The organism is Amazonocrinis nigriterrae CENA67 (genome assembly GCF_016056305.1).
GTDB classification, from domain to species: Bacteria; Cyanobacteriota; Cyanobacteriia; order Cyanobacteriales; family Nostocaceae; genus Amazonocrinis; species Amazonocrinis nigriterrae.
On the sequence record NZ_JAECZC010000024.1, the window covers coordinates 37,929 to 63,785 of the forward strand.

Below are 25,857 nucleotides of genomic sequence, written 5' to 3' on the forward strand. Positions count from 1 at the left end.
CTTCGGGTGACGCTTGCGCTTCTCGCTACCGCTGCGCTAACGGCAGTCCCCCAGACGCTCGGAAAGCGTAGCGTCTCCCCTTGGGAGAAGACTCGCTACCGCTGACGCTCGTTCGCCTTTGGCGTCTCCCCTTGGGAGAAGACTCGCGCTTCGCTGCGCTAACGCTAACGACGGAAACCGCTCCTGTCGGGGGCTGCCTCAGGAATTACGAATTAAAAATTAGTATTAAGTTATTTCTGATAATCCCAAAACCTGCATTGATTTTTCCAGTACTTCCTTAGGGCGAAATGGTTTAGTCAGATACAAATCTGCACCAACATCAATTCCTTTTTGTTTATCAAATTCCTGCCCTTTTGCTGTCAACATCACGATGTAGATGTCACTCATTTGCAAGTCGTGTTTAACTGTATGACAGACTTCCAAACCACTCATTTTAGGCATCATCACATCGAGAAAAACCAAACTTGGTTTTTCGGTTTTAATGGTTGCGAGGGCTTCTTCTCCATTTTTGGCAGTTAGTAATTCAACTCCTTGATCTTCTAGTACTTCCAGGGCTTGTTCCATCAAAATCACGATATTAGGTTCGTCGTCAACAATCAAAATTTTCTGATTCATAAAGTCTCCTAGTTGGGAATTGGGAATGGGTAATGGGTAATAGGTAATGGGTAGTGGGTGAGATGTGATGAATAATAGTAGAATCAAATTCTCAATTACCAATTCTCAATTACCAATTCTCAATTACCAATTCTCAATTACCCTTCGGGTTCGCCAGTCGCTCATGGGGGAAACCCCCAAGACCGCGCTGGCTCACCAATTACCCATTCCCTATTCCCTAGTTGACTCAATTAGCGATCGCATAGCATGATGAAGAATACATTTTCTAACTCTTTTTCAAACCGTAGAGTTTTCACTAGGTCGGCTTGTTGAGAGAGGAGGGAATCAATAATGATCATGTCAGGTTTGGTTGACAGGGCTTTATGAATACATTCTTGTGGGTTGGAAGCTTCAATGACACTATATCCCTGAGTTTGTAGTACATCAGATAAAATTTTTAAGGTGGATGCATTTTGATCTACAACCATCACCTTTTTACTAGAAGTGCCTTGAGAAAGCAGTGAACCAATTTCGTGAATGAGTTTCTCTGTATTGATGGGTTTGGTAAGATAGCCATCGATGCCGATGTGCCAGCCCCGTTCTTTATCTTCGACAATGGACAAAATAATGATAGGAATATCGGCAGTGTAGGGATCATTTTTGAGGACGGCTGCCACGTCGAAGCCGTTAATTTGGGGCATCATAATATCCAAAAGAATCAGGTCAGGACGAGTTGTTTTACTCTGCTGAATGGCATCCATGCCATCTTTGGCTTCCCGGACATTGTAGCCTTCGGTTTCTAGTTGTTGACGAAGTAGTTCACGAATGTTGGTATCATCATCGACCACTAGAATGGTTTTGCGGTTTTGATTTTTGCTAATCGATGTGGTGATGACGTGTTCTTTGATCTGTTTGACCAGTACATCTAAATTGAGTTTGGTAGTTGTTTTATTTTGATTCTCAAAAGTGGGAACTATAAATGAAAATATGCTACCTTGGCCTAGTTCGCTTTCCACCCAAATACTGCCGCCGTGATGCTCGATAATTTGTTTGCAGATGGGTAGTCCTAACCCTGTACCTTTGGGTTTGTCGGTGAGAGTGTCACCCACTTGGCGGAATTTCTCGAACACCTTGGGCTGGTCAAGAGGCGCAATGCCAATGCCTGTATCGATGACACTAATGCAAATACCCTTATGATGTTGTTTGACACGGCAGGTAACAGAACCGGTTTGAGTGAACTTAACCGCATTAGAAATCAAGTTGATTAAGACTTGCAATAGACGATTGCGATCGCCCACCATTTGGGGCAGTCCGGGTTCAATTTCTGTCAGCAATTCTAAGCCATTAGTTTCAAACAAGGCTGCTGTGGAATTGGCTGCCCAATCAAGTAATTCCGTAGCCTCAAAAGGCTGCATCTGCCATTCGACTTTACCGGCTTCCATCTTGGCAATATCCAAAACATCATTAATCAGGGCGGTAAGTCTTTCAGCTTCTGCAATGATAATGTTGAGGTTATCATCCACCCGCTTGATGGTTTTTTGAAGCTTACGGTCTTCCGGGGAAAGGAAGGGGAAAACGTCGCGAGTGAGCTTATCTTTAATAATAGAAGCAAAACCGAGGACAGAAGTCAGTGGAGTCCGCAACTCGTGGGAAACGGTGGAGATGAAATCGGTCTTCATCTTGTCGATTTCCTTTTCTGCCGTTATATCCCGAATCAGTAGCGCCGAGCCAAAACAGACAGTTGGTTCGTTAGCAGTCCCCTTTTTGAAAATGGTAGTGGCAACTGCTTGACCAGTGCGTTCCTTTGCCAGTTCCACTTGTGCAGTGAACACTTCTTGGGGATGAGACTGGGTTTGTGAAATCAAGTTTGCTAAACCGAGTATTGGCAGTTTTTGGGAATTTTGACCGTTTAAATCCTCAGCTGTCAATGCATACATAGCTAAAAAGGCAGGATTGAAGTGAGTAATGTGTCCGGTGGTGTTTGTCACCAACAGCCCATCCGCCAAATTATCCAAAATAGCATTTAAACCTTGGGCTTCTGCCAGGGTATTTTGTAAGGCAGCCGTGCGTTCTGCAACTCTGGTTTCTAGTTGTTCATTTAATTGCCGCAGTGCAATTTCCACTTGCTTGCGGGCAGTAATATCAGTATTGATTTCCAGGGCGGCGCAGGGTTGACCAGAAGAGTCGCGTTGCAGAGTCCAACGGCTTTGGACAGTCATATGTCTACCATCATGGGTGATATGTTGCAGTTCTCCTTCCCAACTGCCTTGCTGTAAAAATGCTGCTTGAATTTCTGCTAGCGGTCTGGGAAAAGTTCTTTGCACAAATGTAGGCATGTGCTGGTCTTTGGCTTGCTGACGAGTCCAACCGTAGAGTCTTTCCGCTCCTTGATTCCAGTAGGAAATATGGTTGTTAATATCGCACACAATAATGGCATCGCTAGAGTGATTCAACATGTCCATTAGACGGTGATTCTCAGCTTCTGCCAGCTTGCGATCGTAAATATCAGTGCAAGTGCCAATCCACTCCCGGATGCTGCCGTCTGCTTCCAAAACTGGGACACCACACACCGAGAAGTGGCGGTAGTTACCATCCTTACCACGTATCCGATACTCGGTTTCATAGATACCTCTGTTTGCCACAGCCGTACTCCAGGCGTCAAAGGAATGGGCACGATCATCGGGGTGAATCACATCAATCCAGCCCCAACCCGCAACTTCCTCTTCAGTCTGACCTGTATAGGCCATCCAAGTAAGCATTTCACAGCTGATCCCTCGTCCTTGTGGAGTCGCCCCCCAAACGATCTGTGAGGTAGCAGTCACTAAAGTGCGATATCGTTCTTTGAGACGTTGATTTTCGGCTTCTGCCAGCTTGCGATCGTGAATATCGGTGCAAGTGCCAATCCACTCACGAACGCAGCCGTCTTCTTCTATGACTGGGGCACCCCACACCCAAAAGTAGCGATAGTTGCCATCTTTGCCACGAATTCGGTATTCAATTTGATATTGGCTCAGGTTTGCCACAGCAGCACTCCAGACTTCTGTGGTGTAAGCACGATCATCGGGATGAACAGCATTAATCCAGCCTCCGTTCTCAGCTTCAGCTCGACTTTGACCTGTATAGGCGATCCAGTCTTTGAGTTCAAAGCAAATTCCTTCTGGTGTACTGACCCAGACAATTTGCGTGTTAGTTTCCACCAGAGAACGGTATCGTGCTTCACTCTGTTTCAAATCAGCTACTGAGGAGCGCAAGATTGCCAACTCCTGAGTCATGGCTTGATACGTCGTCGTGTCTAAGGAAACCGTTGAATTAGACATTTTTAACAGGGAATAGGGAACAGGGAATAGGGGGGATGAGGGAGAAATAACTAATGCCCCATGCCCCATTCCCCTTTACTGTTGCCCGTTTCCCGTTCCCCCTCCTGAAGGGAGTTGATATTTCTTTGCTGGGGTAGCTGAACAGAGTTAGGACTGTAGAATCGGGACAATAATGTGGCGTAAAGCTTTAATGAAATTGGGTTACGTTGCAGCATCTGGTAAAACTGGTCTGGGGATGAATTGCCAATGTTAGGATTTTGCAGGTTTAGCCGCTGGATCAGTTGCACATGCTGAGACAGCAGGTTATTCGATCGCAGCTTGGGAGTAGCTGAGGAGATGAAACCGCTGGCATCGGCAGTAGGTGTTGACTTGGTAGGCAAATTTTGTCGAGCGATGGCGGGACTCTGCCTGAGAGCAGCATTGCTTGTTGAACAATTCAAGGGAATCTGAATCCAAAATTCTGTTCCTTCACCTGGTCTGGAACGACACTTGAGAATTCCTCGATGCTTCTCTACCACAATCTGGTGACTGATTGCCATGCCTAAACCCGTTCCCTTGCCCACTTCTTTTGTGGTGAAAAAGGGATCGTAAATGCGCCGAATCACATCCTCACTCATGCCTAAGCCATTATCAGCGATGTGAATCACAATCCATTGTTCATGGAAAAGTTCAGTGCAAATCCAGATTTGGGGAATACGGTTAGATTTCCCATTTGCCATTTCCTCTTCTATGGCATCAATGGCATTTGCCAGGATATTCATAAATACCTGATTCAACTGTCCTGGATAGCATTCAACTGAGGGAAGTTCTGCATATTCTTTAACGACTTCAATATCGGGATGATGGGGAGAGGCTTTGAGACGATGACGCAGAATCATGAGTGTACCGTTGATGCCATCGTGGATATTCACAGTTTTCATTTCGGCTTCGTCATGGCGGGAGAAATTTTTCAGCGATCGCACAATTTCTACAATGCGATCGGTGCCAAGTTTCATCGATTCTAGTAGTTTGGGGAGATCCTGCTGGAGAAATTCCCAATCTACAGACTCTAACTGTAATTGCAGTTCTTCTGGAGCAATGGGTAAGAACTCCTGATAGCTCCTAAGTAGGTTTAGCAGGTCTTGTGTGTAGTCTGCAACATATTTTAAATTACCGTAAATGAAGTTCACTGGATTGTTGATTTCGTGGGCGACTCCGGCGATTAGTTGCCCTAAACTGGACATTTTTTCGCTTTGAATTAACTGTGCTTGGGCTAGTTGCAAATCATCGAGGGCTTGCTGAAGTCGCTGTGTCTGGGCTTTAAATTGGGCAGTTGCTTGACAGCTTTGCTCATAAAGTAAAGCTTTTTCAATGGCGATCGCTGTTTGTGAGGCAAAGATGGTAACAAGTTTGAGGTGTTCGGCTGTGTAAACGTCGGTTTGATGGGCACCGATGGCGATGGCTCCTACTACCCGCTGTTTTGCCCGCAACGGCGCACAAACTAAAGCTTTAATAATTTTATTTCCGTCAGAGCGAGGATCGGCCTGGACATCATTAACCAATTCTGCGCGGTTAGATTCGACAATGTTGCCAATAATCCCTTTGCCTGGTTTTGGGCGATCGCGACCAAAAAATGCTCCAAATTCGGCTATAACTTCAAATGCAGTTGCATCTGCATTCAAAAGCAAAATCATCCCCGCAGATGAACAAATCAATTGACTGATTTCTTGAAGCACTAGCTGAGCAATTTCTCGCTTATCTAAACTCGTTGTCAGTTGAGTTAAGATATCTTCAAATAAATCAATTTCCTGATATCGCTCTAGCAATTCTTTAGCTAGTTCCTTCTTTTCAGCTTCCTGTTTTGCCAGTAACGAGAGCAAATTCGCCAGTATGGTTGCTTGTTCTGAGCCAACAACCCAACCGATCACTTCTGTTGATATCTTCACAGGATATCGGTTGTTTGCTGTTTGCTGACCAATACTAAGCAGTTTTCTACCGTCTACCTCCTCAACATCAACGGCAATGTTGAGCATACCCACTAAATCCTCAAGCAGAGATGACAACTCTTGTTTGTGAAGAATCTTTCTGAGGCTAATTGGCGACATGAAACACCTCTGCCTCTGCTGGGATATGGGGATTTTCGACTTTAGCTTTAACTGGAATCGTGATTATAAACTTTGTTCCCTGTTCTGGAACCGAATCAACGCTGATTTTGCCACCATGTTTTTCTACGATAATTTGATGAGCGATCGCCAATCCTAACCCAGTACCTTTACCGACTGCTTTAGTAGTAAACAAATGACCAAAGATACGTTGTTTGACTTCCTCAGTCATACCTATGCCATTATCGGCAATAGCAATCCTGACATGATCTTGATCCAGCATCGATGTCACAATCGTAATCCGATTGGGATTGGCTTCTATCTGCTCAAATGTACGCCCTTGGTTAGATTCTTCTAAAGCATCAATTGCATTGGCCAGCAGATTCATAAACACCTGATTCAATTGACCGGGAAAACACTCAATGGATGGTAATTTTCCATACTCCTTGAAAATTTCAATTGTGGGATGATTTTCATTTGCTTTCAAGCGGTGTTTGAGAATCAGAATTGTACTTTCAATTCCCTCATGAATATTGAACAGAACTTTGTAATGTTGGTCGGCTCTGGAAAAAGTTCGCAGACTCGTGCTGATGCTACCAATCCTTTCAATTCCAAGTTTCATTGAGTCAATTAACTTCGGCAAGTCTTCCCGCACATACTCTAAATCAATGGCTGCAATTTCGTCTGCAATGTCATCATCGGGATTGGGCAGTTTCTCTTGATACAAGTCAATCAATCCGAACAAATCATTAATATAGTCTTTAGCAGGCTGAAGATTTCCTGCAATGAAACCAACAGGATTATTAATTTCATGAGCAACCCCTGCAACCAAATTTCCTAAAGCAGACATTTTCTCGTTTTGTACTAGTTGCAGTTGCATAGTTTGGAGTTCTTTTAAAGTTTGCTCTAGCTGTTGCGATTTCTGACGTAGTTCGGCTTCAGACTCTAAAAGAGCAGCTTCAGCAAATTTGCGATCGCTAACATCTATAATGAAACCATCCCAAAGCATCGAACCATCTGCTTGCAGCTCCGGACGAGATGCCGCTTGCACCCATTTGACAATTCCCGATGGTGTGATGATTCGCCATTCGTGAACAAATGGCGTCCGGTTTTGGATAGAGTGCATCATCACTTGTTTAATGCCTGCAACATCATCAGGATGTTCCATGAACCCAGAGTTTTGTGTTCCTGCCATAATTTCTTCTGGTGTCAATTCGTAGAGGTTGTAGCAGCCAGAACTGACATAAGACATAAAAGCTGAACCGTCGGGGGTAGTGCAAAGCTGGTAAATCATCGCCGGAACATTATCAGCAAGCTTTTGGAAGCGGACTTTACTCAAGCGGAGTTTTTCTAAAGATTGTTCTAGCTGTTGGGCGTAGGTTTGCGACTGTTGATAAAGACGGGCATTTGCTAGGGAAATGGCTGCATGAGTACAAAGCAAGTTGAGAATTTCCACGCGATCGCGAGTAAATACCCCTTTGGTGGAGCCATTTTCCAGATAAACAATGGCTACTAAATGATTATGATTGATAATTGGGATACACAGCACACTTTTGGGCTGGTGCTGGAGGAAATACTCACCAATGATGCCCGAAATATTAGTTTTACCATCCTCAATTAGAACAGAATCGAGGGTATCTTTGACATAGTGAATCAGCTTGGTGGGAACAACTGTGCTTTCTGCTAAAGGTTGGACTTGCTGGTGAGCAATGACAGTATTATCCTGTGGGTTGAAGCTAGCGATCGCACTGATTTGCCATTCATCACTCTCAGGCAACAGCAGCACACAAGTTTCTGCCCCAGAATTTTCGAGAATAATTTTGCTCAGTCTGTTGATTAATTCGTCTAACTGAATCGTACTTGAGAGGACTTGAGCAGCTTTGAGAACAGAAGCGAAATCGAGGCTATCGGAAATACTATTGCTGCTTTTACTGGAAGTTGGAGAAGATTGATCAATTGTCGAGGGATTAATCGTTGTCAGCGATTCTAAGGGTTTAAAATTGAGTTTCTGCACTGCCTCTGGTTGCTTTTGGGCATGTTGTCTCAAGAAAATGCCACCGAAATCCTCCATCACCAGGGCATATTTGTTGTGGTATGGCTGCAAACTGTAAAAATGAATAATTCCTGGAATCTTTAAGCTTTTAGCGATCGCATATTGGTTGCGAAACTGCAACAGTTCCCTGCTAGTTCGACACTCCCGCACTAGCAATTTCAGCACCACCGCCTGCTGATCCGCCTCCCGCACCGCCCGATAAACCACTGTCTTGGAACCGCAATGCAGTTGCTCAACCAGATGGTATCCAGGAATTGCAATTTTCAAATCCACTGCTGCGTCCATTCGATTGACTCCATCTCAGACATTGACTTCTCTGAAGTCAGTATGCCCATCTATGTGTGGGGTCTAACGATAGTTTCAGTATAATAATTATATGGTATAAAAAATTTTACATGTAAAAAATTGGGAATTGGGAATTGGAAATTGGGAATTGGGCATTGGGCATTGGGCATGGGGAATTGTTATTAGTTATTTCTCCCCTGCTCCCCTGCTCCCCTGCTCCCCTGCTTACCACGTAGTATTCACGGTGAAATGATATGAGCGATAACTTGAGATTTACTCAATTCGCTCACTAAACGATGTGCTTGATGTTTATACAGGGGATGCTGTAGCGTTGCGGGTAATTGATTCATCAGCGTTCTTGCCAATTGCATATCACAGCCAGAAACCCGCGAGATGACCGCTGCTCCTTCAAATGCTGCTTCTGATGAATTAGCTTTTTCTACACGCACAAACCATTGACCAGTTGTGAGAGTTCCCCGTTCTACTCGTTGCAGCCCTTCAATTGTTGCCAAAACTACTAAGCGATCGCCTACAGCCAGTTTGATATCATCAGAGGGCATAAACTTAGGACTTTGATGACCGACTTTGGTGTGAAGAATTGGTACCACTCCATAACCATAAGCAATCTCCGCCAGCAATTTATCGTTGAGGGTATCGTCTGTTTCAATTTGATATTCAGTTACTAATGTAGTTTGCTTATTTAAGCTAAACAAATTGAGGATATTTTCACCAAACGCCGCTGCTGCAAAGGCTTCTGCCGCCAGTGCATAAGCACCCAAAACTCTAGCATAAGGCAACAGCCGAGCCACATTTTCGCTGAAACGCGGGTCGAAGGTACGAATTACTAAGTTGGCTGTAGGATTAGCAGCATGTGCCCTCAACCCAATTTCTAGGTTTGCCACTTCATCGTCGGTGACAACAATTACACTTTTGGCAGTGGTAATATTGACTCTGCTTAGACAATTTCTGATGTTTCCCACAATTAAAGGCATCTGGGATAACACACCTGGTTCTAGTTCCGTAGCGTGAACCCCTACTAACGGTTGCTTTAATTCTTGTAGCAGTTGTGCCACTCGTTGACCTACTCTCCCCAAACCAATCAGTACTACATGGTCTGCTTTGGGAACGGGAGGACGACGCCTGGAGAACTGGAATCTGGCAGCTAAGACGCGTTCAGTCATGAGGGCATAGAGAATGCCGACAAAAACTGTCCCTGCTACAGTCAGGCTGATACTGAACAAATGTAACCACCAGGGAATTGCAAAGGATAGTTGTAATTGTCCAAAAAGGTTGTCATAGCCGCCGAGGCTGAGAACTAGAGCCACATTGAGGGCATCTTGCAAGCTGATGTTGGGATATTGCAACTTATACAGCAGTGTTCCACATAAAAACAGGCTGACCATAAAAATGCCGCCAACAAAGGCAACACGACGGGTTTGGCTACTTTCCTCCCACAGCTCAGTCAGCCTTTGTTGCAAATTTTGCCACCTCATCTGTGTAATTACCGTTGCCCAGAATTGCCTGATACTTTTAACAGGTCGTGCTGAGTGAGTGACTAAATTTTCCTTAGCCTCAATATAAGCAATGGTGTCTCCTGGCAGGATTCGTGCATCTGGTTGCCATTGATAGAATGCTTTTGGTAAGGGTTTTCCTGCTCTGGTGTGGGCGAGAATTCGCCTGTTAGCATTATTGATTTCATCAACTTGGCGGCGAGAGTTCCAACGATGGGAAACGTCGATATGCACTCTCACCACTCGCAAAAACCGATTTTCTAGAGTGAAAAATCCTCTAGTTTCACTACTCAAGGCTGCCAGTGCAAAGCTTTTGGCTGGTAATTGTGTGGCCTCAAAAGCGACAAAGTTACCCAAGTTTTCACTGAGTAACTCATTGAGATTTTCTTGGGCTGAGCGAATCACTAGACGCACGTCTGGGTTAAGCGATCGCGCCGCAAATGCCGCTGCAATGTTAACTCGTTCATCACTTGTTACAATTAAAATTGCTCGACACTGCCGAATTCCTCCCTGTTCTAATATCTTGAGTTGACGGCAGTCACCAATCACCAATTTTTCTACTAAGTCTGGTAAATCAGGAATTTCCCATTTTTGAATATTTGCAATATCAATAGCATTTACCTTCGCTCCAAACTCTTTCAGCACAGATACACAATATTGCCCTAGATGACCAAGCCCACAAACCAAGAAAGAGTTTGCATTTGTTGTTGCATTCTGTCCCATAATCAATGCTGTCAAGCTTTATTAAGTAGCTTTTGTTTCTGTATAAGTGAAAATAATTATATTCTCAATAAAAATATTTCAAATTCCTGATTTCTAAAAATTACTTCCTTAGACTAGATACAGTTGCCCTAAATTCACCTCAGCAATGCATTCTAAATTAGTAAGCCATGACGCTGGCGCTGTTTACTTAAAACGAAATTATTAATCAGCAATGATCACTGCTAACTCAGACACTGTATCCACTAAAATATATGTACATAGCTAGGAAATTTTACAATTAGTCAATATTTTTAAGGAATCATAACAATATTGACTGCTAAGAGTATAGGCACAAAACCTTATACCCATAAAACAGTCAATGTACTTAGGTAATCGGCTTATTTATTCACTCACTAAGACCCATCATGTGATAAGCAAGAAAAGCAGTATCGAACGGTTTGAGGTAACCAACCTCTGTGAAATCATTACGTAAAGTGTTAGAGTTGATCGGTGTGTCAATCGCTAGCTGATGATTTTTATTAGTGACTATTTGATCTGTAACACTTTTGGATATCAGGTGATTAAAAGCAATAATATTTGCAGCCGTTAGCCCAGTTGTAACTTTCATAGATTTATCCTTCACGGGTATATCACAAGTAAGTTTGTGCTGGCTACGTTAAAATTTATTTTGAATTACTAGTCTCAATTATGCAGCCAGCAAAAGCTATTAATAATCAGATATTTGAAAACTAATTTTCAATCGCTTAGTATTATTGAATCACAAGAGGACAGGAGCTTCTGTCTTTGACTTCAAAGATTATACTACATATATAATACAAAAATATCAAGGGGTTTCAGAAAATTTTTGGCAGATTAGCTTATTAGCACTACAACACGGCAGAGCGCAATTCAGCAAAAATTTCAAAGTTTTTGCTCAGTAATACCAATTCTCTGTGAAGCTGCATATTATTTTGACCCCTCCAACCTCCCACCCCCCTCTGTCCCCCCTTACTAAGCTAAGGTGTACACAAAAGTAAACCTAAGCGAGTTTCCAGCCAAAAATTGACACAAGGCTTAAGATCTGCGACTGCTTCACCTCCTACCCCTGCCTTTCTTGGGACATAATACTTTACTTCAATCTGATAACTTTTAGTTTGCGTTCGTTAAACACGTACAATAATGGTCGGTTATCACATACACTAGTTTGATTGTTATTAGTCAGAATATAGTAGTGCAATATATTGCACTCTTACAAAAGCTAAATACAGAGGTAAACTATGTTTCCTTTTTGGGGTAACCCCTGTTATGGAGGCGAGCCAATTTCCCACAAAGCTAGCTTAGAGCGGAAACTGAAATTCTTGATTTGGATGCGAGATGATTTAGAATCCAAACTAGCTGGCATTAATGCTTCTATTGATACGATTCGGCAGCAAATAGAACGTTCAGATTCAGCTGCTTAGAACTTAGTTCTAGCAAACATTTGTACTTAAGCCGATTGCTACACAGTAGTGACTGAGCGCTGTAAACGGGCTGCATCACTGTTGTAGGTCTTTGTGCAGCACTCTGTCACTAACTGGCGCACAAAAGAAGCAGTATTGAAAAATGAAGCCCAGTATTTTGTGCTGATGAATGGTGAAACTAACCTCAATATTTAACTCAACAGATAGTCAAGTAAGCAGAGTTAATTAATATTTGGAAGTTAGAGCTTTCTTCGTCAATTATGGCGTCAAAAATCATAGAAATGAAAGATATTATCTCGACTGTTTGGAATAGTTGGTTAAAACGGGATAGAGAATTTATTCTACTATTTGACTCAATTGCTGCCGCTAATGAAATTGCCCTTATGCTTAACGGCCAGTGGGATGGCTGCAATGGTGTGATCATGGCTAAATGTGATGAAGTAGCTGTTAACACTGCTGCCAAACTATTAGAAGCTACATGGTGTTATCAAGGCACATCTAAAGCTGTTTTAGACAGAGTAACAACTGATGAAATTTTACGCCGTTATGCAATGGGAGAAAGAAATTTTGTTAATGCTAATTTGAGGTGTGCAGTACTTTCATCAGTGAAACTGAGTGAAATTAACTTCAGTTATGCGAAGTTGAGTTGGGCAGACTTAAGTCAAGCCAATCTCAGTAAAGCTGATTTAACAGCCGCAGACCTCAGCCAAGCTAATTTAAGTGGAGCCGACTTGCATAAGGCATACCTAATGAGGGCAAACCTAAAAAGAGCAGACCTGCAACAAGCTTCACTTCAGGGGGCTAATCTCAGTAGTGCGAACTTAAGTGAAGTTAACCTCACTGGTGCAGATTTAACAGGAGCTAATCTATCATTAGCAGACTTAAGAGGGGCAAATTTTCACTTTTGCAATTTGAGTGGGGCTAACCTCACAGATGCCAAGTTAATTGAAACTGACTTGGCTTTTGCACTTCAATGATATCACCTGCAAGCGATCGCCCTACCTAATTCTAAAAGGAGAACGGGAGAGCGGATCGCACCATGTCTGATGTCAAACTCAACGCACCCATACAGGCATCTAACTAAGACTTATGAGTCACTAACGTATCCTTACTGTTATTTAGCAGAGAAGGTGGAATAATCTTATGTGGAGATGTATTGAAGGAAAAAGACGAAATCTCCCAGCGTTGTGGGTTATGATAAACTACAAATTTCCAGAAAACTGGCGCTTTTTCATGCTCTGATTCGAGATAAACAATTTGCGTCTTCTCTGTTAAGGAGACTGAGCCAATCATTATATATCTTGTGCATTTGCCAAGCATTGTTTCTTGGGTATTAGCTAAAGACTCTTTTGATTGAGCCATCACATCTTGAAGTGCTGGAAAACTATTATTCATCTATAAATTGTAAGCATCTCTAGTACGTCCAGAACAAAGTTTATCAAATCCTTCAGTGACTATAGAGAAAGGATTTGGTTTAACGCTAGTTTGAGCAATGTTATTTACAAAATCGGGTGATATGGGCGTTTGCACTGCGTAACTAATAGTTCCTAAACCGCCCAATATAACTGTCGTCGCCAGACCAATATTTATTAATTTTTTCAGCATTTTAATTACCCTGCCTTGCGTTCTAGCCTTATTAGAGTCATCTCGACAGGGAATAGCTCTACTTTTATTATCGCTCAAATATTGACAATTAACACTAAAATCACTCTAAAAAATTGAATTTAATTTATTAACAAAAAAGAGTGCATTTCTTGTGGCATTAAACTTGACTTTTTTAACTAAACGCTTGCCCTCACAATCATGATAATAATATTTGTATATTTATTAGGACTTACGTATGGGAAACGAAAAATTAAGGGTTTGGGCTGGGCATCGGGCATGGGGCAGGAAAAAATCTTCAATGCCCTATGCCCTATGCCCTATTCCCGACCTCAACAAACAATCTAGCTGCGTAAGTCCTGTTTATATACAAATTCATCTTTCTTCAAGTAACTGACGTGCAAGATTTATCGCCTCCTTTGGTGTCGAGACTTTACCCTCAGCTTGGGCTATGGCAATCTCTGTGAGTAGCTCACCCACCAGTGGCGATGCCGGAATATTCAGTGCTATAATTAATTCTTTACCACTCACTAGTTGAGTGGGATGAGCGACCAGATCATCAGGGTTTAGGTAGCGGCGGATCAACGGTGCGTAGATGCCTAGGGTTAAGGCAGCACTGCGGGAACGAAATTCTTCGCAGCTCACTGTGAATCCCTTGGGCTTGTCGCCAGACATCGCCTCTACCAGAATATCATCTACTAAGGCTAAAATTATTGTAGCCGTAAATACAATACCTGCTTCTTGGAACAAAAAATACTGTTCTCGCAAGGACATATTGGCTAATTTTAGCTGCGGAAACAGTTTCAAAGCAGTGGTGACAGCACGAATTTCTACACGGCTGTAGGTGAGTTGCTGTAGTTCTATTTCCGCCACTTCTGGGTTTGGATGAACAAGACAAGCAAGTTTGGCAATACCTAACCAAGTGGTTTTGATGGTATCACGGACAAATTGTTGCAGTTCTTCTCCCAGTTGCGGCCAAGTTTCTGCAAGCAAGCTAGCTGCTGTGTCCACTGCTGCTAGTTTATTGAAACTTTCGCATGTAGCGTTTTTGAATAAAGGTGTAATTAAATTATCTTCTCCAGCATTGGCTATCCAAGGAGTACCTTGAGGGCTTGCTAGCAGATAACCAATTTCTAGGCGTACCCGTTCTGCTGCTACTTGAGTGATGTGTGATGCCAAAGAACGAATTGTTGCCTGGGTAACTGGCTCAATGGTAAAATCAAGTTGGGCAGCTTGGCGATAAGCCCGCATTAACCGCAAAGGATCGTCTTGTAGATTGGCTGGTGATATCATTCGCAATAAGCGCTGTTGTAAGTCTGCATAGCCTTGGAGAGGATCGATGATTTCTTGAGTGTGGGGATTGTAAGCGATCGCATTGATTGTAAAATCCCTTCTATGCAAATCAGTTTCTACACTATCGCCTTCAAGTTGGGCAAAGTCAGCAGTGGCGTGGGGAAACACCACACGCGCAATGCGGCGTTGGGGGTCAAGTAAAACAAAACCCGCTTGGTAATGACGAGCGATCGCTCTGGCTACCTTCACCGCATCAGATGGTATAATGAAATCTAAATCTAAGTATTCACGAGTTTTACCGAGAATCGCATCCCGCACGGCACCACCCACCATATAAGCTGGTTGTGGTAACCATTCCAAGCTAAAAGGCCAATTTTCTGGAACTAAGGTAGAAGGAATTGAAACACTCATTGTAATAAAAATCAACTTAATAGTAATGAATAAACCTTGGGCTTAAGCTAGATTAACAATAAAGGTTCTTGGAGTTGGTTCTATTATGTGTATTTGCGTGAACTGCCACTACGTAGACCGCTGTGTAACCTATCATGCCGTAGAAACGCAGCACCAACAGCCCCACTTGACTGAAACCCCCAATTTTGATCCCAATGAACCGTCGATTAATGTCAACATCCGTACTAAAGAGGATGTCATTGAAATGGAGTGGGATGTTGTAGGTTGTCTGAGTTTTAAACAGGAAATGGGTAAGTGGTCGAAGTTACGTCCGGGTGAATTAGTACCGACTTAATTAATAAAGGATGACGGATGACGGATGACGGATGACGGCTGACGGCTGAAATTTTACAGTTTATACCTCATACTTTAAAATTCAAATGAAACTTTCATAGCTTCAGGTATATCGCGTGGAATATTCAGCTAGTACTTCAGACTTCACACTTCACACTTCATCCTTCAATCAAAAATACGCTTTGTCACTTCATACCACCACTCCAGAATTAGGTTTAGTAATTAGTAATTTGGCTGGTGAGACTCGTTGTGAAGTCTGGAATTTGGGGCGTGGTTTATCGAGTTACATACATCAATATTTAACTGAATTCATTCAACCACAAACTTGGGCAGATCTAGCTTTTATTGCAGTAGCAAAAGGGCCTGGTGGTTTTACTGGAACTCGTATTGGTGTTGTCATTGCCCGTACTTTAGGACAACAATTAGATATTCCTGTATTTGCTATTTCCACTTTGGCAGCGGTAGCTTGGTCGGAGGAAAAAACAAGTAAAACAGCAAAACCTATTGCTGTGGAAATGCCGGCACAAAGAGGTAAAATTTTTGCTGCTATTTACCAGCCTCAGCCAGATGCTTCAAAAATCACAGTCTTATTACCGGATACCGTGTTGACACCAGAAGCATGGCAGGAAACTTTAGCTAACTGGCATACTGATTATGAGTTAATTGAGGCTAAATCAGGTTTAGCAGCAACAGTGACAAGCATCTTAGAACTGGCTGCTTTGGAATGGGAACAAGGTAAGCGTCCTAACTGGTCAGAGGCTTTGCCCTACTACGGACAACATCCAGTAGTTGTTGACTGATGACTAATGACTGTCGTGCCCAATACTCTGTTAGACTGTATACTGGCTCCTGAAATCAGGTTGGGGATATCAACACCCAATGAAGATTTTTCGGGAGACTATGCACAGGAGATATTCCGTTAAACTGAACGAGTGCGATTAGGAAGCTTTAACTAGCTCAACCCTAAACATTGCGCCTGGCTGGTGGGCGCGACTCTCCTATTATTTCACATCAAGAAAAAATAAATTAACTAGGAAAGTGCCCTCATAGAAAGTGCTGAGTAAGAAAAAGGCAAAAATGCAGGAAGCACAAAAAGGCACTTCCAAAGCAACTAAATTTAGCCTATAGATTCAAATTGGGAAACCCTAATTAAATCTAAATTTCTTAATTGCGAATTACGAATTAGCTTCAGCAACATACCCCACCATTATAGGAGACATTTGGCAAATGAATCAAGTGGTCATTAATGACACTACACTGCGTGATGGCGAACAAGCCGCTGGTGTTGCCTTTAACTTGGAGGAGAAAATTGCGATCGCTAAATTTCTCAATGCCATTGGTGTTCATGAGTTAGAAGTTGGTATTCCAGCAATGGGTAAGGCAGAACAACGAGCCATAGCAGCAATTTGTAATTTGGGTTTGCGGGCTGAACTGCTGGGTTGGAACCGTGCTGTCATCTCAGATATTCAGGCTTCCATAGCTTGTGGACTCAAACGAGTGCATATATCCATTCCTGTATCTCCAATCCAAATTGCTGCTAAATTTCAGGGACAATGGCAACTAGTTCTGCAAAAACTGAAAGATTCTATCAGCTTCGCACTCGACCAAGGACTTTTTGTATCTGTGGGCGGAGAAGATTCTTCCAGATCTGAGGAAAACTTTCTTTTGGATGTAGCTGCTTGTGTTCAAGAATGGGGTGCATCGCGGTTTCGATTTTGTGACACAGTAGGTATCCTTGAACCTTTCACCACTTACTCTCTGGTCAGGAAATTGGTGATATCCTTGTCCATACCAGTGGAAATGCACACCCATAATGATTTTGGGCTAGCAACTGCCAATGCCTTGGCGGGGATCAAAGCTGGGGCTTTATCGGTAAATACAACCGTCAACGGTTTAGGAGAAAGAGCCGGAAATGCTGCTCTAGAAGAAGTTGTTATGGCTCTTAAGCGCATCTATGGTACTGATTTGGGTATTGAAACTTCTCGGTTATTGGAAATATCCCGACTCGTTGCATCGGCATCAGGTTACAATGTCACGCCTTGGAAGGCAATTGTTGGTGAAAATACTTTTGCCCATGAATCAGGCATCCATGCTCATGGTGTACTGCAAAACCCCAACACCTACGAGCCTTTTGCCCCAGAAGAGGTAGGCTGGGAGCGGCGTTTAGTTGTAGGTAAGCATTCTGGTAAGCATTTATTATCAAGCTTGCTTCAGCAGCATAATATCATTCTCAACAATGAAGAAATCCAGTTTGTTTTAGAGGCAGTCCGACAAGAATCTGTAGAGAAAAAACGTAGTCTAACTACGCAAGAATTTTTACACTTAGCACAAGCTCAACAACATTCTCATACAAGTTGAGTTGTAGTATTTGTATTATAAAGGTATACTTATGGCGTAAATAGTACGCGATCGCGTGTTTATGCTTTGCTTTGAACTGTTCACATTATAGTAATCTTAAATCATTTTTCAACAACATTACCAACTTCTTGAAAAAGTTGAAATTTTTTGGTTTAAACTTTTCACAAATTAAATATGAGTTTTATATATAGCAATTCTAAATAATTAGTTAATTGGAAAAGTCGCCTTTGTGTAGTTTTCAACTTTCAAAAATATAATAGGGCTGCCATATCACCCTAAGTATTTTCTCGTAAATTTTTTAAATCATAAATTTGATTCCAATTTAACCAATGAGTATTATCTAGTTAAATTGCGTATAAGCACTAAATACTGTAAGTAATTAAATAGTTTTTTGTTGAACTAAAAATTGCGATAAATTCACCCTAACTTTACCCAAGTAAAGTAGACAGAACACTAAAGTAGCTAATGAGATGTTAGAGCCTATTTACCAGGGATAAAAATGACAGCATATATCAAGAAAATTTTGATTGGCACTTCGGTAGCAGCAAGCATGAGTGCGATCGCTACAACTCCAGCTTTCGCTATCAGCCTTACCAGACCTACTAATATTCAATTCACTACCAACGGTGTAGCAAACACATCTGCGAACAAACCCAATATCAACAGCTGGAATTATGCTCCAGGCGCTCCTGTATACGACAATACTGGCATTGGCGGTGTCAACCGACGAGTTTTAAACGATTACAACAACTACGGCAACATCGATAAAGCTACCGCAGCTTTAACAGATAGCGATAGTACTACCAACGTTGAACTGTTTACATCAGGTGAAAAAGTCACAGACCATGTAGGCTTTACTGCTAGTCTAGGCAAGAAAACCATCAAGATTGAAAGTGTCACCAAGGCTGATTGGGCTGATGGTACATTAGCAACAGGATGGCTAACAGGTTTTCGTGATGCTTACGGCGGACTCTTGTCAACCATCCCAACCAGTGGTGGTTCCAACTTACTCAAGGATTTGAATTCTAACTTCAATACCCTAGTCAGCTATCTCAGTACTAACGGTTTCAACGCGGCTGGCGATCCTAATATTGGGGATGTGGCATACAATCAACAAACTGGTGATTTAAAACTTGATTTAGTTGGACACATCGATGTCACCAGCGGGTATGTTGATACCCGTACAACAATTGTAGATACTCGCCCAACCATCGTTAAAAATGGCAAAACTGTTGCCAACCCAACTTACAACAAAAGTATTCCTAACCCAAATTATTTGGGATTATCGCCTGACTTTGCCCGTAACTCCACAGGAAATACGATATTGGATCTGGTAGTGTATAGTCTAGCAAAAACAGCATTCTTGCAACATAAACCTTTGCAGCTCAGTGAAATAGCCAAAGTCACTTTCAATAACGAAGTTAGCTATGCCTATAGCTTTGCAGCTATCGATTCAGGTGCGATCGCAGGCGATCGCAACAAGGTGACTGACACAACATCTCACACTGGTATTTACTCCTGGACTAAAAATTACCAAACTGCATCCGTACCAGAACCATCTGCATTACTTGGTTTGATGGCTGTTGGTGGTCTAGTTGTGGTCAGACGCAAGGTTCGGAAAAACGTCAGTTTTTAATAACTGCTGAAACGTCCCAAACCATATTCAGCTTGAGTTGGAGAAAATAGCAAAATTCTCAAATTATCCTACGGAATGTTGAGTTAGTGTCTTGAATGATTCGCCTTATTATTAATAACGAATAATTAAAGACACTAACTATTTTTTACATGAAACTTCTTGCAAAATTCCTTCTTATAACTTAGGCTAAATTACAGGCAGTAGGCATAATTCATCAATTAGCCTTACGTAAAACTAAGGAGTTCGGTTATTTTTGCCGTCAGCCATGATACTAATGATTTGACAGTAGCAATGAGTTTTAAATCTCTTAAATATAATAAAATTTTATTTTACCCATCTATCTCAAGAAGTGTATTTATTTAAATTCTTAATGAATATGGACTGTTGTATATAAAATCATGATGTTAGTTCTAATTTGTTAGATAAATTGTTAGCTTAATTAGTGTAATATGTTATCAATAAGCAATTAACAAATTGTTCAAAAATATCTAAATATCTAACAGTAAACATTGTTTATAAACTTAGTAAGATAATTTTATTATATTGACTAACCCATCTCAATTACTGAAATCATTCTGAAAGCGAAGTTAATCAGCACTGTAGACATCTTTAATCGGCTCACAGTTCAGTTAAATATAAGCATGAAATGAATGTGGTTAAGTACTAGAGCAATTCGTTCTACTGACGATGATGAATGGGCAGGCCATCTTGACTATCTAGGTCTACTTCAAACATGTGAAGTGAGGAGTATTGACTCTTGGTGTAATCCACACGTTGATTACTCTCAAAACTTTCGATTAACTTTGTTAGATGAAGTGTGGGAAATGCTCGATTGGTTACCAATTCCTGTTGGTAGACAATACTATCTACTATTTTTAGATGCTCGCAAAAAACAAACTCTACCAAAGCATTTGAGATTGAAGCTACTTGGTTATGATTTATCAAATCAGGGGTGGAGATCATCTTTATTTCATTATCAACGCTGGACAGGAGTCTTAGCTCCTTTTCTTCAAAGAGTAAACCAATTTGGACTCTTGAACTGGGAGGATGCCAAAGCTGCCCAAGCTATTCTTCCAGAGGCTTGGTGTTATAAACCTCAATCTTCGGTGACAATTTGGGTCTTATTTGAAGTTTTACCTTTTTATAATCAAGATGAGTATTTTCAGGAGCGGCCAAAAGCTAAAGTAGGGACTCGATAACAGCTATAGCTCCTCTTTCTAAACCCAAACAGCCAGAAGAATACTCATATGCATTGACTGTTATGTGGTTCAGCTCACATATACTGATAAAATACTCAAGAGTTCAAAATTCTCTACTCAAACCATTGTTGCCAAGTTTGTATCATGATTGTGGCGAATGGAGGAATTGAAGTTAACTTTCATACTTGGGAATAATCCAGACTTAATTAGCATATTTTTACAATAGTCGAAAAGTGTTTACTGATTACCTTATTTTCAGTGAGGTCAAATTGCATAACAAAACTCGTAAACATCGTAGACGTTCAAAACGACGAGCTATCTACTGCCCAGTTCACGGATGCTATTTGGATAGTGTCAGTCCCAAACATAAATTGTATGCTGATACGCCAGAGCAACTTCAACAAAGAGGCATGAAGCGGCAGAGTGCCCTAATTCTGATAGCAACTAAGACAGCAGTTGCTTTAGACAATGAATGGTTAGAAGCATTTTGGTGTGACCAGTGCCAGCAAACAAAGTGGTATCGAGTCAAAAAATACCCTAGTCCGATACCTGGACAAGAGGCTGACAAATATGAAATATCCCTAGCACCTCAACAACTTTGGCAACAAGCAACCGGAGTCATTTGTCCCCAAGGCAATGCTTCTGTAGGAGAGTTTACTCTCAGACAAGCTCGTATGGCTGATCATCACAACATCAGGGATTTCCATTTTAGGATTTAACAAAATGCACCATAGTTTCAAATGAACTTGAGCAAATGAATATTGTACGTTTTTCTCCATCAATAAAATTAAGAGCAGCAATCTTAAGCAATTAATATTACCCTAAGATTGATGTAAGACCGAATACCAGCAATATGCAACAGCTATTTCCTGGAGAAGTATTCCCCAACACTGCTGATTTTGACACAGGCATTCGCCAGCTATTACCTCGATATGACGAGATGCTGGAGGTAATTACTCGTTTTCTGCCATCCACAAGTCGTCGCATCTTAGAATTAGGTTGCGGTACAGGCGAACTTAGTCTCAAGATACTTAACCGCTATCCAGATGCCCAAGTGATTGCCCTAGATTACTCACCTCGAATGCTGCAATTCGCTGAAGATAAAATTACAGCAGCCGGGTATCAACAACGGTGGACTGGTATACAAGCAGATTTTGGAGACTGGGCAAATAATCCGCAGGAAGTAGATATTGGCAGCGAATTTGATGCCTGTGTATCATCTTTAGCAATTCATCATCTCCAAGATGAGATGAAGTTGAAGTTATTTCAACGCATTGCTGCCAGCCTTAGCCAAGATGGTTGTTTTTGGAATGCAGACCCCACTTTACCGGAATCACCTGTCTTAGCAGAACTTGACAACGCAGCCAGACAGGAATGGGCAGATCAACAGGGAATTAACCTTACAGAAATTCGTGCTAAGCGCGGCATTAGCAGTCCGCAAGGACACTCCAGTCAAGACCAACTTGCTACTTTGAATACTCATTTACAAATGCTCTCCACAGCTGGATTTAAGATAGTCGCAGTACCTTGGAAGTATTACAATTTAGCAGTGTTTGGTGGCTGGCTTCAGTAGTGCTGAGAAAAGAAGCAGTAGCCAGCATTACTGTTGATTTGATTGCATCAATTTATATAACAAATAGTATAACCACCCTTGGCAGGACTTATCATATAAAGCAAACGGGCTTGCGAGGGAGGTTTTGCTGTCTCATGCGAAATTTCAGGCTCAAACTTGCGGTATCCAAGCTTGTCTGATGATTTTTGCCATGTTACAAGATTTAATTACCCCATGAGGGTACTGTCACTCTCAACAGAATGATCCGACAATCAAGAGTAGACAATATCTTCAGAAAAGAAATCAGGGACTACCATTTGTATTAATTTTTTGCTTTCTTCAATACAAGAGTTCACGCTGCTATTTGCCATCACTTAGTTTGCAAAGGAGAATATGTTGGATGACTCGAAATAGAAAAAAATCGTCCGGGTTTAAGTGTGAGCATCCACAGATCAACAGATGCCCGATTTGTTGTATCGTACCACCTCACATACTTAAAAATGTTGTCGTGAATGGCAACCCCCAGCAGCGTAGTTGGGCTTTTCATACATTAGATGTTTCTGCACAACTTCGTGGGCGTAGAGACGTAGTAGGTAGTATATCGTTTGCACCTTCTCCTGGTGAGAAACGCCGCACAATTTACGATGCCAAAAATGGCCAGCAACTGCCTGGCACACTGGTGCGTGGTGAAGGAAGCCCTCCCTGCGGTGACGAAGCAGCGGATGAAGCCTACGATGCTGCTGGTGCTACTTATGACTTGTTTTATGAGTTATTCGATCGCAACTCTATTGATGATAAGGGACTGCGTTTAGACTCCACTGTGCATTATGGTGTCAAATATGACAACGCCTTTTGGAACGGCGACCAAATGGTTTATGGAGATGGCGACGGAGAACTATTCCAGCGCTTCACTAAATCAATTGATGTGATTGCACATGAATTAACTCATGGTGTAACTCAGCATGAAGCTGGACTCCAGTATTATGGAGAACCTGGGGCATTAAATGAGTCGTTTTCTGATGTGTTCGGTTCCTTGGTAAAACAAAAGGCCAAAAATCAAACAGCCCAAGAAGCAGACTGGATCATTGGCGAGGGACTTTTAGCATCGAGTGTTAAGGGTGTTGGCATCCGCTCTATGAGAGAACCGGGGACAGCCTACGATGACGATGTAATGGGTAAAGACCCCCAACCGTGGCATGTGAAAGATAAATATACTGGTGAGGATGATAACGGTGGGGTACACATCAACTCAGGTATTCCTAACCATGCTTTTTATCTAGCAGCGGTTGAGATTGGTGGCTATGCTTGGGAAAAAGCTGGTAAAATCTGGTACATAGGTTTGCGCGATCGCCTGCGTGCCGATTCAGATTTTAAAAAAGCTGCCAACGTCACTATTAAAATTGCTGGCGAACTCTACGGTGACGGGAGTAATGAGCAAAAAGCTGTTCAGAACGCTTGGCAAAAGGTAGGGGTTAAGAGTTAGGAGGCGCGGAGTTAACAGTTAGGAGTGAGGTGTGAGGAGTTAACAATGAGAATTCATAGTTTCCAACTGCTAATTTCTAATTAGTAAGTTTTAATTCCCAAATCCTAGCTTTTAACTCCTAACTCCTAAATTTTTACAACAGTTCCCAGGCTGTTCCTTTGTAGCCATATTCAAAAATCTCAGGATGCAAAATTTCTGCCAAAATTTCCAAAGAATCCACTAGTCGCGGCCCTGGGCGATTAAAGTAAGAATTCCCATCAGTAATGTAGACTCTGCCAGACTTAGTAGCGTGGAGTTTTTGCCACTCTGGACGTTGAGTTAACACCTGGGCTTCAGTGCGAGTGCGATTTAAATCAAAGCCACAGGGCATAAAAATAATTACATCTGGATTGGTGGCTATTAAAGTCTCCCACTCCAACTGAGGAGAAGGCTTACCTGTAACGCTAAACAGTGACTGTCCGCCAGCCAAGTTAACTAATTCGGGAATCCAATTTGCAGCAGTCATCAAAGGATCAGTCCACTCAATGCAAGCGACTGCGGGAAGTTCTGTTAAACTCAGTCCTTGGATTCTTTGCTGACAAATTTTGACACGAGCTTCTAAGTTTTCTAGTATCTTTACTGAGTCTACATTGAAGACGTTGCCTACTCGTTCAATATCAGTCCAAATATCCTGGAGAACATTCGGTTGTAAAGAAATAATCTCTGGTGAACTATGGATGAGGCTAGCAACTGCTTTTTCAACTTCATGGAAACTGACAGCACAGACATCACACTGGTCTTGAGTGATAATGTGGGTAGGCTGTAATTCCTCTAAAACATCTGTTTTGATTTGATAGATACTAAGAGCAGATTGTAACAAATTGTTTACTTCATCGTGAATATCGCCACTCTTAGCATTAGAGTTCAAACGTGGTTGGGTACAAATGGGGCGATTTTGGATTTCTGGAGGGTAATCACATTCATGCGATCGCCCCACAATGGCACTAGCCAGCCCAAGTTTAGCTAGAATCTCCGTTCCACCAGGAATCAAAGAAACAATTCTCACACTACTATTTGTCATGACTCCACCTCCACAACAGCTACTATTACTTCAATTCTTACAAATTTTTACTTTTCGAGTATCTTTCCCTAGAAGAATGCGTTGCTGTTTTGGTAGTCAACACTAACTTGTCAAGTAATTCTTAAGAAATTAGGCATAAATCACCAGACGTAATACTTGAACAAGTAATATTTATTACTAAATATAATAAAATAAATTGCTAGCTTAACTTAATGTTCTTAATTCTGTGAAAAAATCAGTATCCTAATTACTTACTTTGAACAACTCGCCCAAAGCCTTATCAAATCCAGCTTTTGATTCATGAAGTGTTTTTTCATTCGTAGCGAGGGGGTTTAATATTTTTAACTTTTGAACGGCAGTTGCTACAACGGGGAGGCAGTGCGGCCAAGAGGGGGTCTCCACCCACGCCACTTCCTTCAACGGGGGAGACCGCCGCAACGGAGTGGCTCCCCATAAGCAACTGCCGTGGGAACCCCAACGGACAGTTCGCTCAAGTCGGGAACCCGCCCACGCAACTGTCCTTTGCAACGCACTGCCTCCTTTTAACTTTTGACTTCCCACTCGTAGGGCGCTCATTTATCATCATGGGCGAATTTGCTCTTTTGCTGATGTCTTTATAAAGTAGCTAGATAAGCGTCGCTCTCGCAATCAAGCTAGTTTATAGCTAATAAACATGAAATATAAAATAATTAACCCTCTGCCGTTTCCTGACAATTACATAGCAGCTCGAGCTTCAGCTTTAGATTTATTCTTTAAGACTGATGCAAAGTTAATGTATTTCATGTTATTTCAAAGCAGGCATAAAGCACAATATCAGACTATCTCTTACCCAAAGTTTCAGATGATTCAGGAATTGTTAGAAGTTATACGTACTTTTATTCTGCAACTTAGTTTACTTCCACTCAATCTATCTTGGAAATATAGTAA

Annotated in this window: 20 protein-coding genes; 10 read left to right on the forward strand and 10 right to left on the reverse strand. The window is 41.9% G+C overall.

The window, feature by feature from the left end; genetic code table 11:
- Positions 1 to 225: 225 nt before the first annotated feature.
- The 6 genes from I8748_RS14450 to I8748_RS14475 form a co-directional block, all read right to left on the reverse strand.
- Positions 226 to 615: a response regulator transcription factor gene (locus I8748_RS14450; protein ID WP_198125274.1), complete on the reverse strand. Its 390-nt coding sequence runs from the start codon at positions 613 to 615 to the stop codon at positions 226 to 228.
- A 230-nt stretch (positions 616 to 845) separates the two neighbouring features.
- Positions 846 to 3,866, reverse strand: coding sequence for a PAS domain S-box protein (locus tag I8748_RS14455; RefSeq protein WP_404800315.1), 3,021 nt, complete (start codon positions 3,864 to 3,866; stop codon positions 846 to 848).
- A gap of 95 nt (positions 3,867 to 3,961) precedes the next feature.
- Positions 3,962 to 5,995: an ATP-binding protein gene (locus tag I8748_RS14460; protein WP_198125275.1), complete on the reverse strand. Its 2,034-nt coding sequence runs from the start codon at positions 5,993 to 5,995 to the stop codon at positions 3,962 to 3,964.
- The gene (locus I8748_RS14465) at positions 5,982 to 8,330 is read right to left on the reverse strand and encodes a GAF domain-containing sensor histidine kinase (RefSeq protein WP_198125276.1); all 2,349 of its coding nucleotides are present in this window, start codon (positions 8,328 to 8,330) and stop codon (positions 5,982 to 5,984) included. The genes I8748_RS14460 and I8748_RS14465 overlap by 14 nt, the downstream gene beginning before the upstream one ends.
- A 239-nt stretch (positions 8,331 to 8,569) precedes the next feature.
- Positions 8,570 to 10,564 (reverse strand): potassium channel family protein, encoded by a 1,995-nt coding sequence (locus I8748_RS14470; RefSeq protein WP_198125277.1) that lies wholly within the window; start codon positions 10,562 to 10,564, stop codon positions 8,570 to 8,572.
- 385 nt (positions 10,565 to 10,949) lie between these two features.
- Positions 10,950 to 11,171, reverse strand: coding sequence for a hypothetical protein (locus I8748_RS14475; RefSeq protein ID WP_198125278.1), 222 nt, complete (start codon positions 11,169 to 11,171; stop codon positions 10,950 to 10,952).
- A 649-nt stretch (positions 11,172 to 11,820) separates the two neighbouring features.
- Between I8748_RS14475 and I8748_RS14480 the strand changes: the two genes are divergently transcribed.
- Together I8748_RS14480 and I8748_RS14485 are read left to right on the forward strand one after the other, a co-directional pair.
- Positions 11,821 to 12,003 (forward strand): hypothetical protein, encoded by a 183-nt coding sequence (locus tag I8748_RS14480; RefSeq protein WP_198125279.1) that lies wholly within the window; start codon positions 11,821 to 11,823, stop codon positions 12,001 to 12,003.
- A 260-nt stretch (positions 12,004 to 12,263) separates the two neighbouring features.
- Positions 12,264 to 12,980, forward strand: a complete 717-nt coding sequence (locus I8748_RS14485; RefSeq protein ID WP_225896413.1) for a pentapeptide repeat-containing protein — start codon at positions 12,264 to 12,266, stop codon at positions 12,978 to 12,980.
- 103 nt (positions 12,981 to 13,083) lie between these two features.
- Here I8748_RS14485 and I8748_RS14490 read toward each other — a convergent pair whose 3' ends face one another.
- From I8748_RS14490 to I8748_RS14500, 3 genes are all read right to left on the reverse strand, one after another.
- Positions 13,084 to 13,398 (reverse strand): hypothetical protein, encoded by a 315-nt coding sequence (locus tag I8748_RS14490; protein ID WP_198125281.1) that lies wholly within the window; start codon positions 13,396 to 13,398, stop codon positions 13,084 to 13,086.
- Complete coding sequence (locus I8748_RS14495; protein ID WP_198125282.1) at positions 13,399 to 13,608, reverse strand: hypothetical protein; 210 nt, start codon at positions 13,606 to 13,608, stop codon at positions 13,399 to 13,401.
- 372 nt (positions 13,609 to 13,980) lie between these two features.
- Positions 13,981 to 15,309 carry a tRNA nucleotidyltransferase/poly(A) polymerase family protein gene (locus tag I8748_RS14500; protein WP_198125283.1) on the reverse strand — a complete coding sequence of 443 codons (1,329 nt, stop codon included), beginning with the start codon at positions 15,307 to 15,309 and terminating at the stop codon, positions 13,981 to 13,983.
- A gap of 85 nt (positions 15,310 to 15,394) precedes the next feature.
- Here I8748_RS14500 and I8748_RS14505 point away from each other — a divergent pair, with 85 nt between their 5' ends.
- From I8748_RS14505 to I8748_RS14540, 8 genes are all read left to right on the forward strand, one after another.
- Entirely contained in the window at positions 15,395 to 15,643 is a 249-nt protein-coding gene (locus I8748_RS14505; RefSeq protein ID WP_198125284.1) for a Ycf34 family protein, read from the forward strand.
- A gap of 115 nt (positions 15,644 to 15,758) precedes the next feature.
- Entirely contained in the window at positions 15,759 to 16,442 is a 684-nt protein-coding gene (gene tsaB, locus I8748_RS14510) for a tRNA (adenosine(37)-N6)-threonylcarbamoyltransferase complex dimerization subunit type 1 TsaB (protein WP_198125285.1), read from the forward strand.
- A gap of 427 nt (positions 16,443 to 16,869) precedes the next feature.
- On the forward strand, positions 16,870 to 18,000 hold the full coding sequence (gene nifV, locus I8748_RS14515; RefSeq protein ID WP_198125286.1) for a homocitrate synthase: 1,131 nt from the start codon (positions 16,870 to 16,872) through the stop codon (positions 17,998 to 18,000).
- 499 nt (positions 18,001 to 18,499) lie between these two features.
- Positions 18,500 to 19,636 (forward strand): NF038130 family PEP-CTERM protein, encoded by a 1,137-nt coding sequence (locus I8748_RS14520; RefSeq protein WP_198125287.1) that lies wholly within the window; start codon positions 18,500 to 18,502, stop codon positions 19,634 to 19,636.
- Positions 19,637 to 20,286: 650 nt separating this feature from the next.
- Entirely contained in the window at positions 20,287 to 20,835 is a 549-nt protein-coding gene (locus tag I8748_RS14525; protein WP_198125288.1) for a hypothetical protein, read from the forward strand.
- A 269-nt stretch (positions 20,836 to 21,104) separates the two neighbouring features.
- Positions 21,105 to 21,554 carry a hypothetical protein gene (locus tag I8748_RS14530; protein ID WP_198125289.1) on the forward strand — a complete coding sequence of 150 codons (450 nt, stop codon included), beginning with the start codon at positions 21,105 to 21,107 and terminating at the stop codon, positions 21,552 to 21,554.
- Positions 21,555 to 21,688: 134 nt separating this feature from the next.
- On the forward strand, positions 21,689 to 22,408 hold the full coding sequence (locus I8748_RS14535) for a class I SAM-dependent methyltransferase (RefSeq protein WP_198125290.1): 720 nt from the start codon (positions 21,689 to 21,691) through the stop codon (positions 22,406 to 22,408).
- A 379-nt stretch (positions 22,409 to 22,787) separates the two neighbouring features.
- Positions 22,788 to 23,870, forward strand: a complete 1,083-nt coding sequence (locus I8748_RS14540; RefSeq protein WP_198125291.1) for a M4 family metallopeptidase — start codon at positions 22,788 to 22,790, stop codon at positions 23,868 to 23,870.
- Between the two features lie 133 nt (positions 23,871 to 24,003).
- On the opposite strand, the gene I8748_RS14545 is transcribed toward I8748_RS14540, so the two are convergent.
- A complete protein-coding gene (locus tag I8748_RS14545) occupies positions 24,004 to 24,930 on the reverse strand; it encodes a cobalamin-binding protein (protein WP_198125292.1) in 927 nt (308 codons plus the stop codon).
- Positions 24,931 to 25,857: the final 927 nt, after the last annotated feature.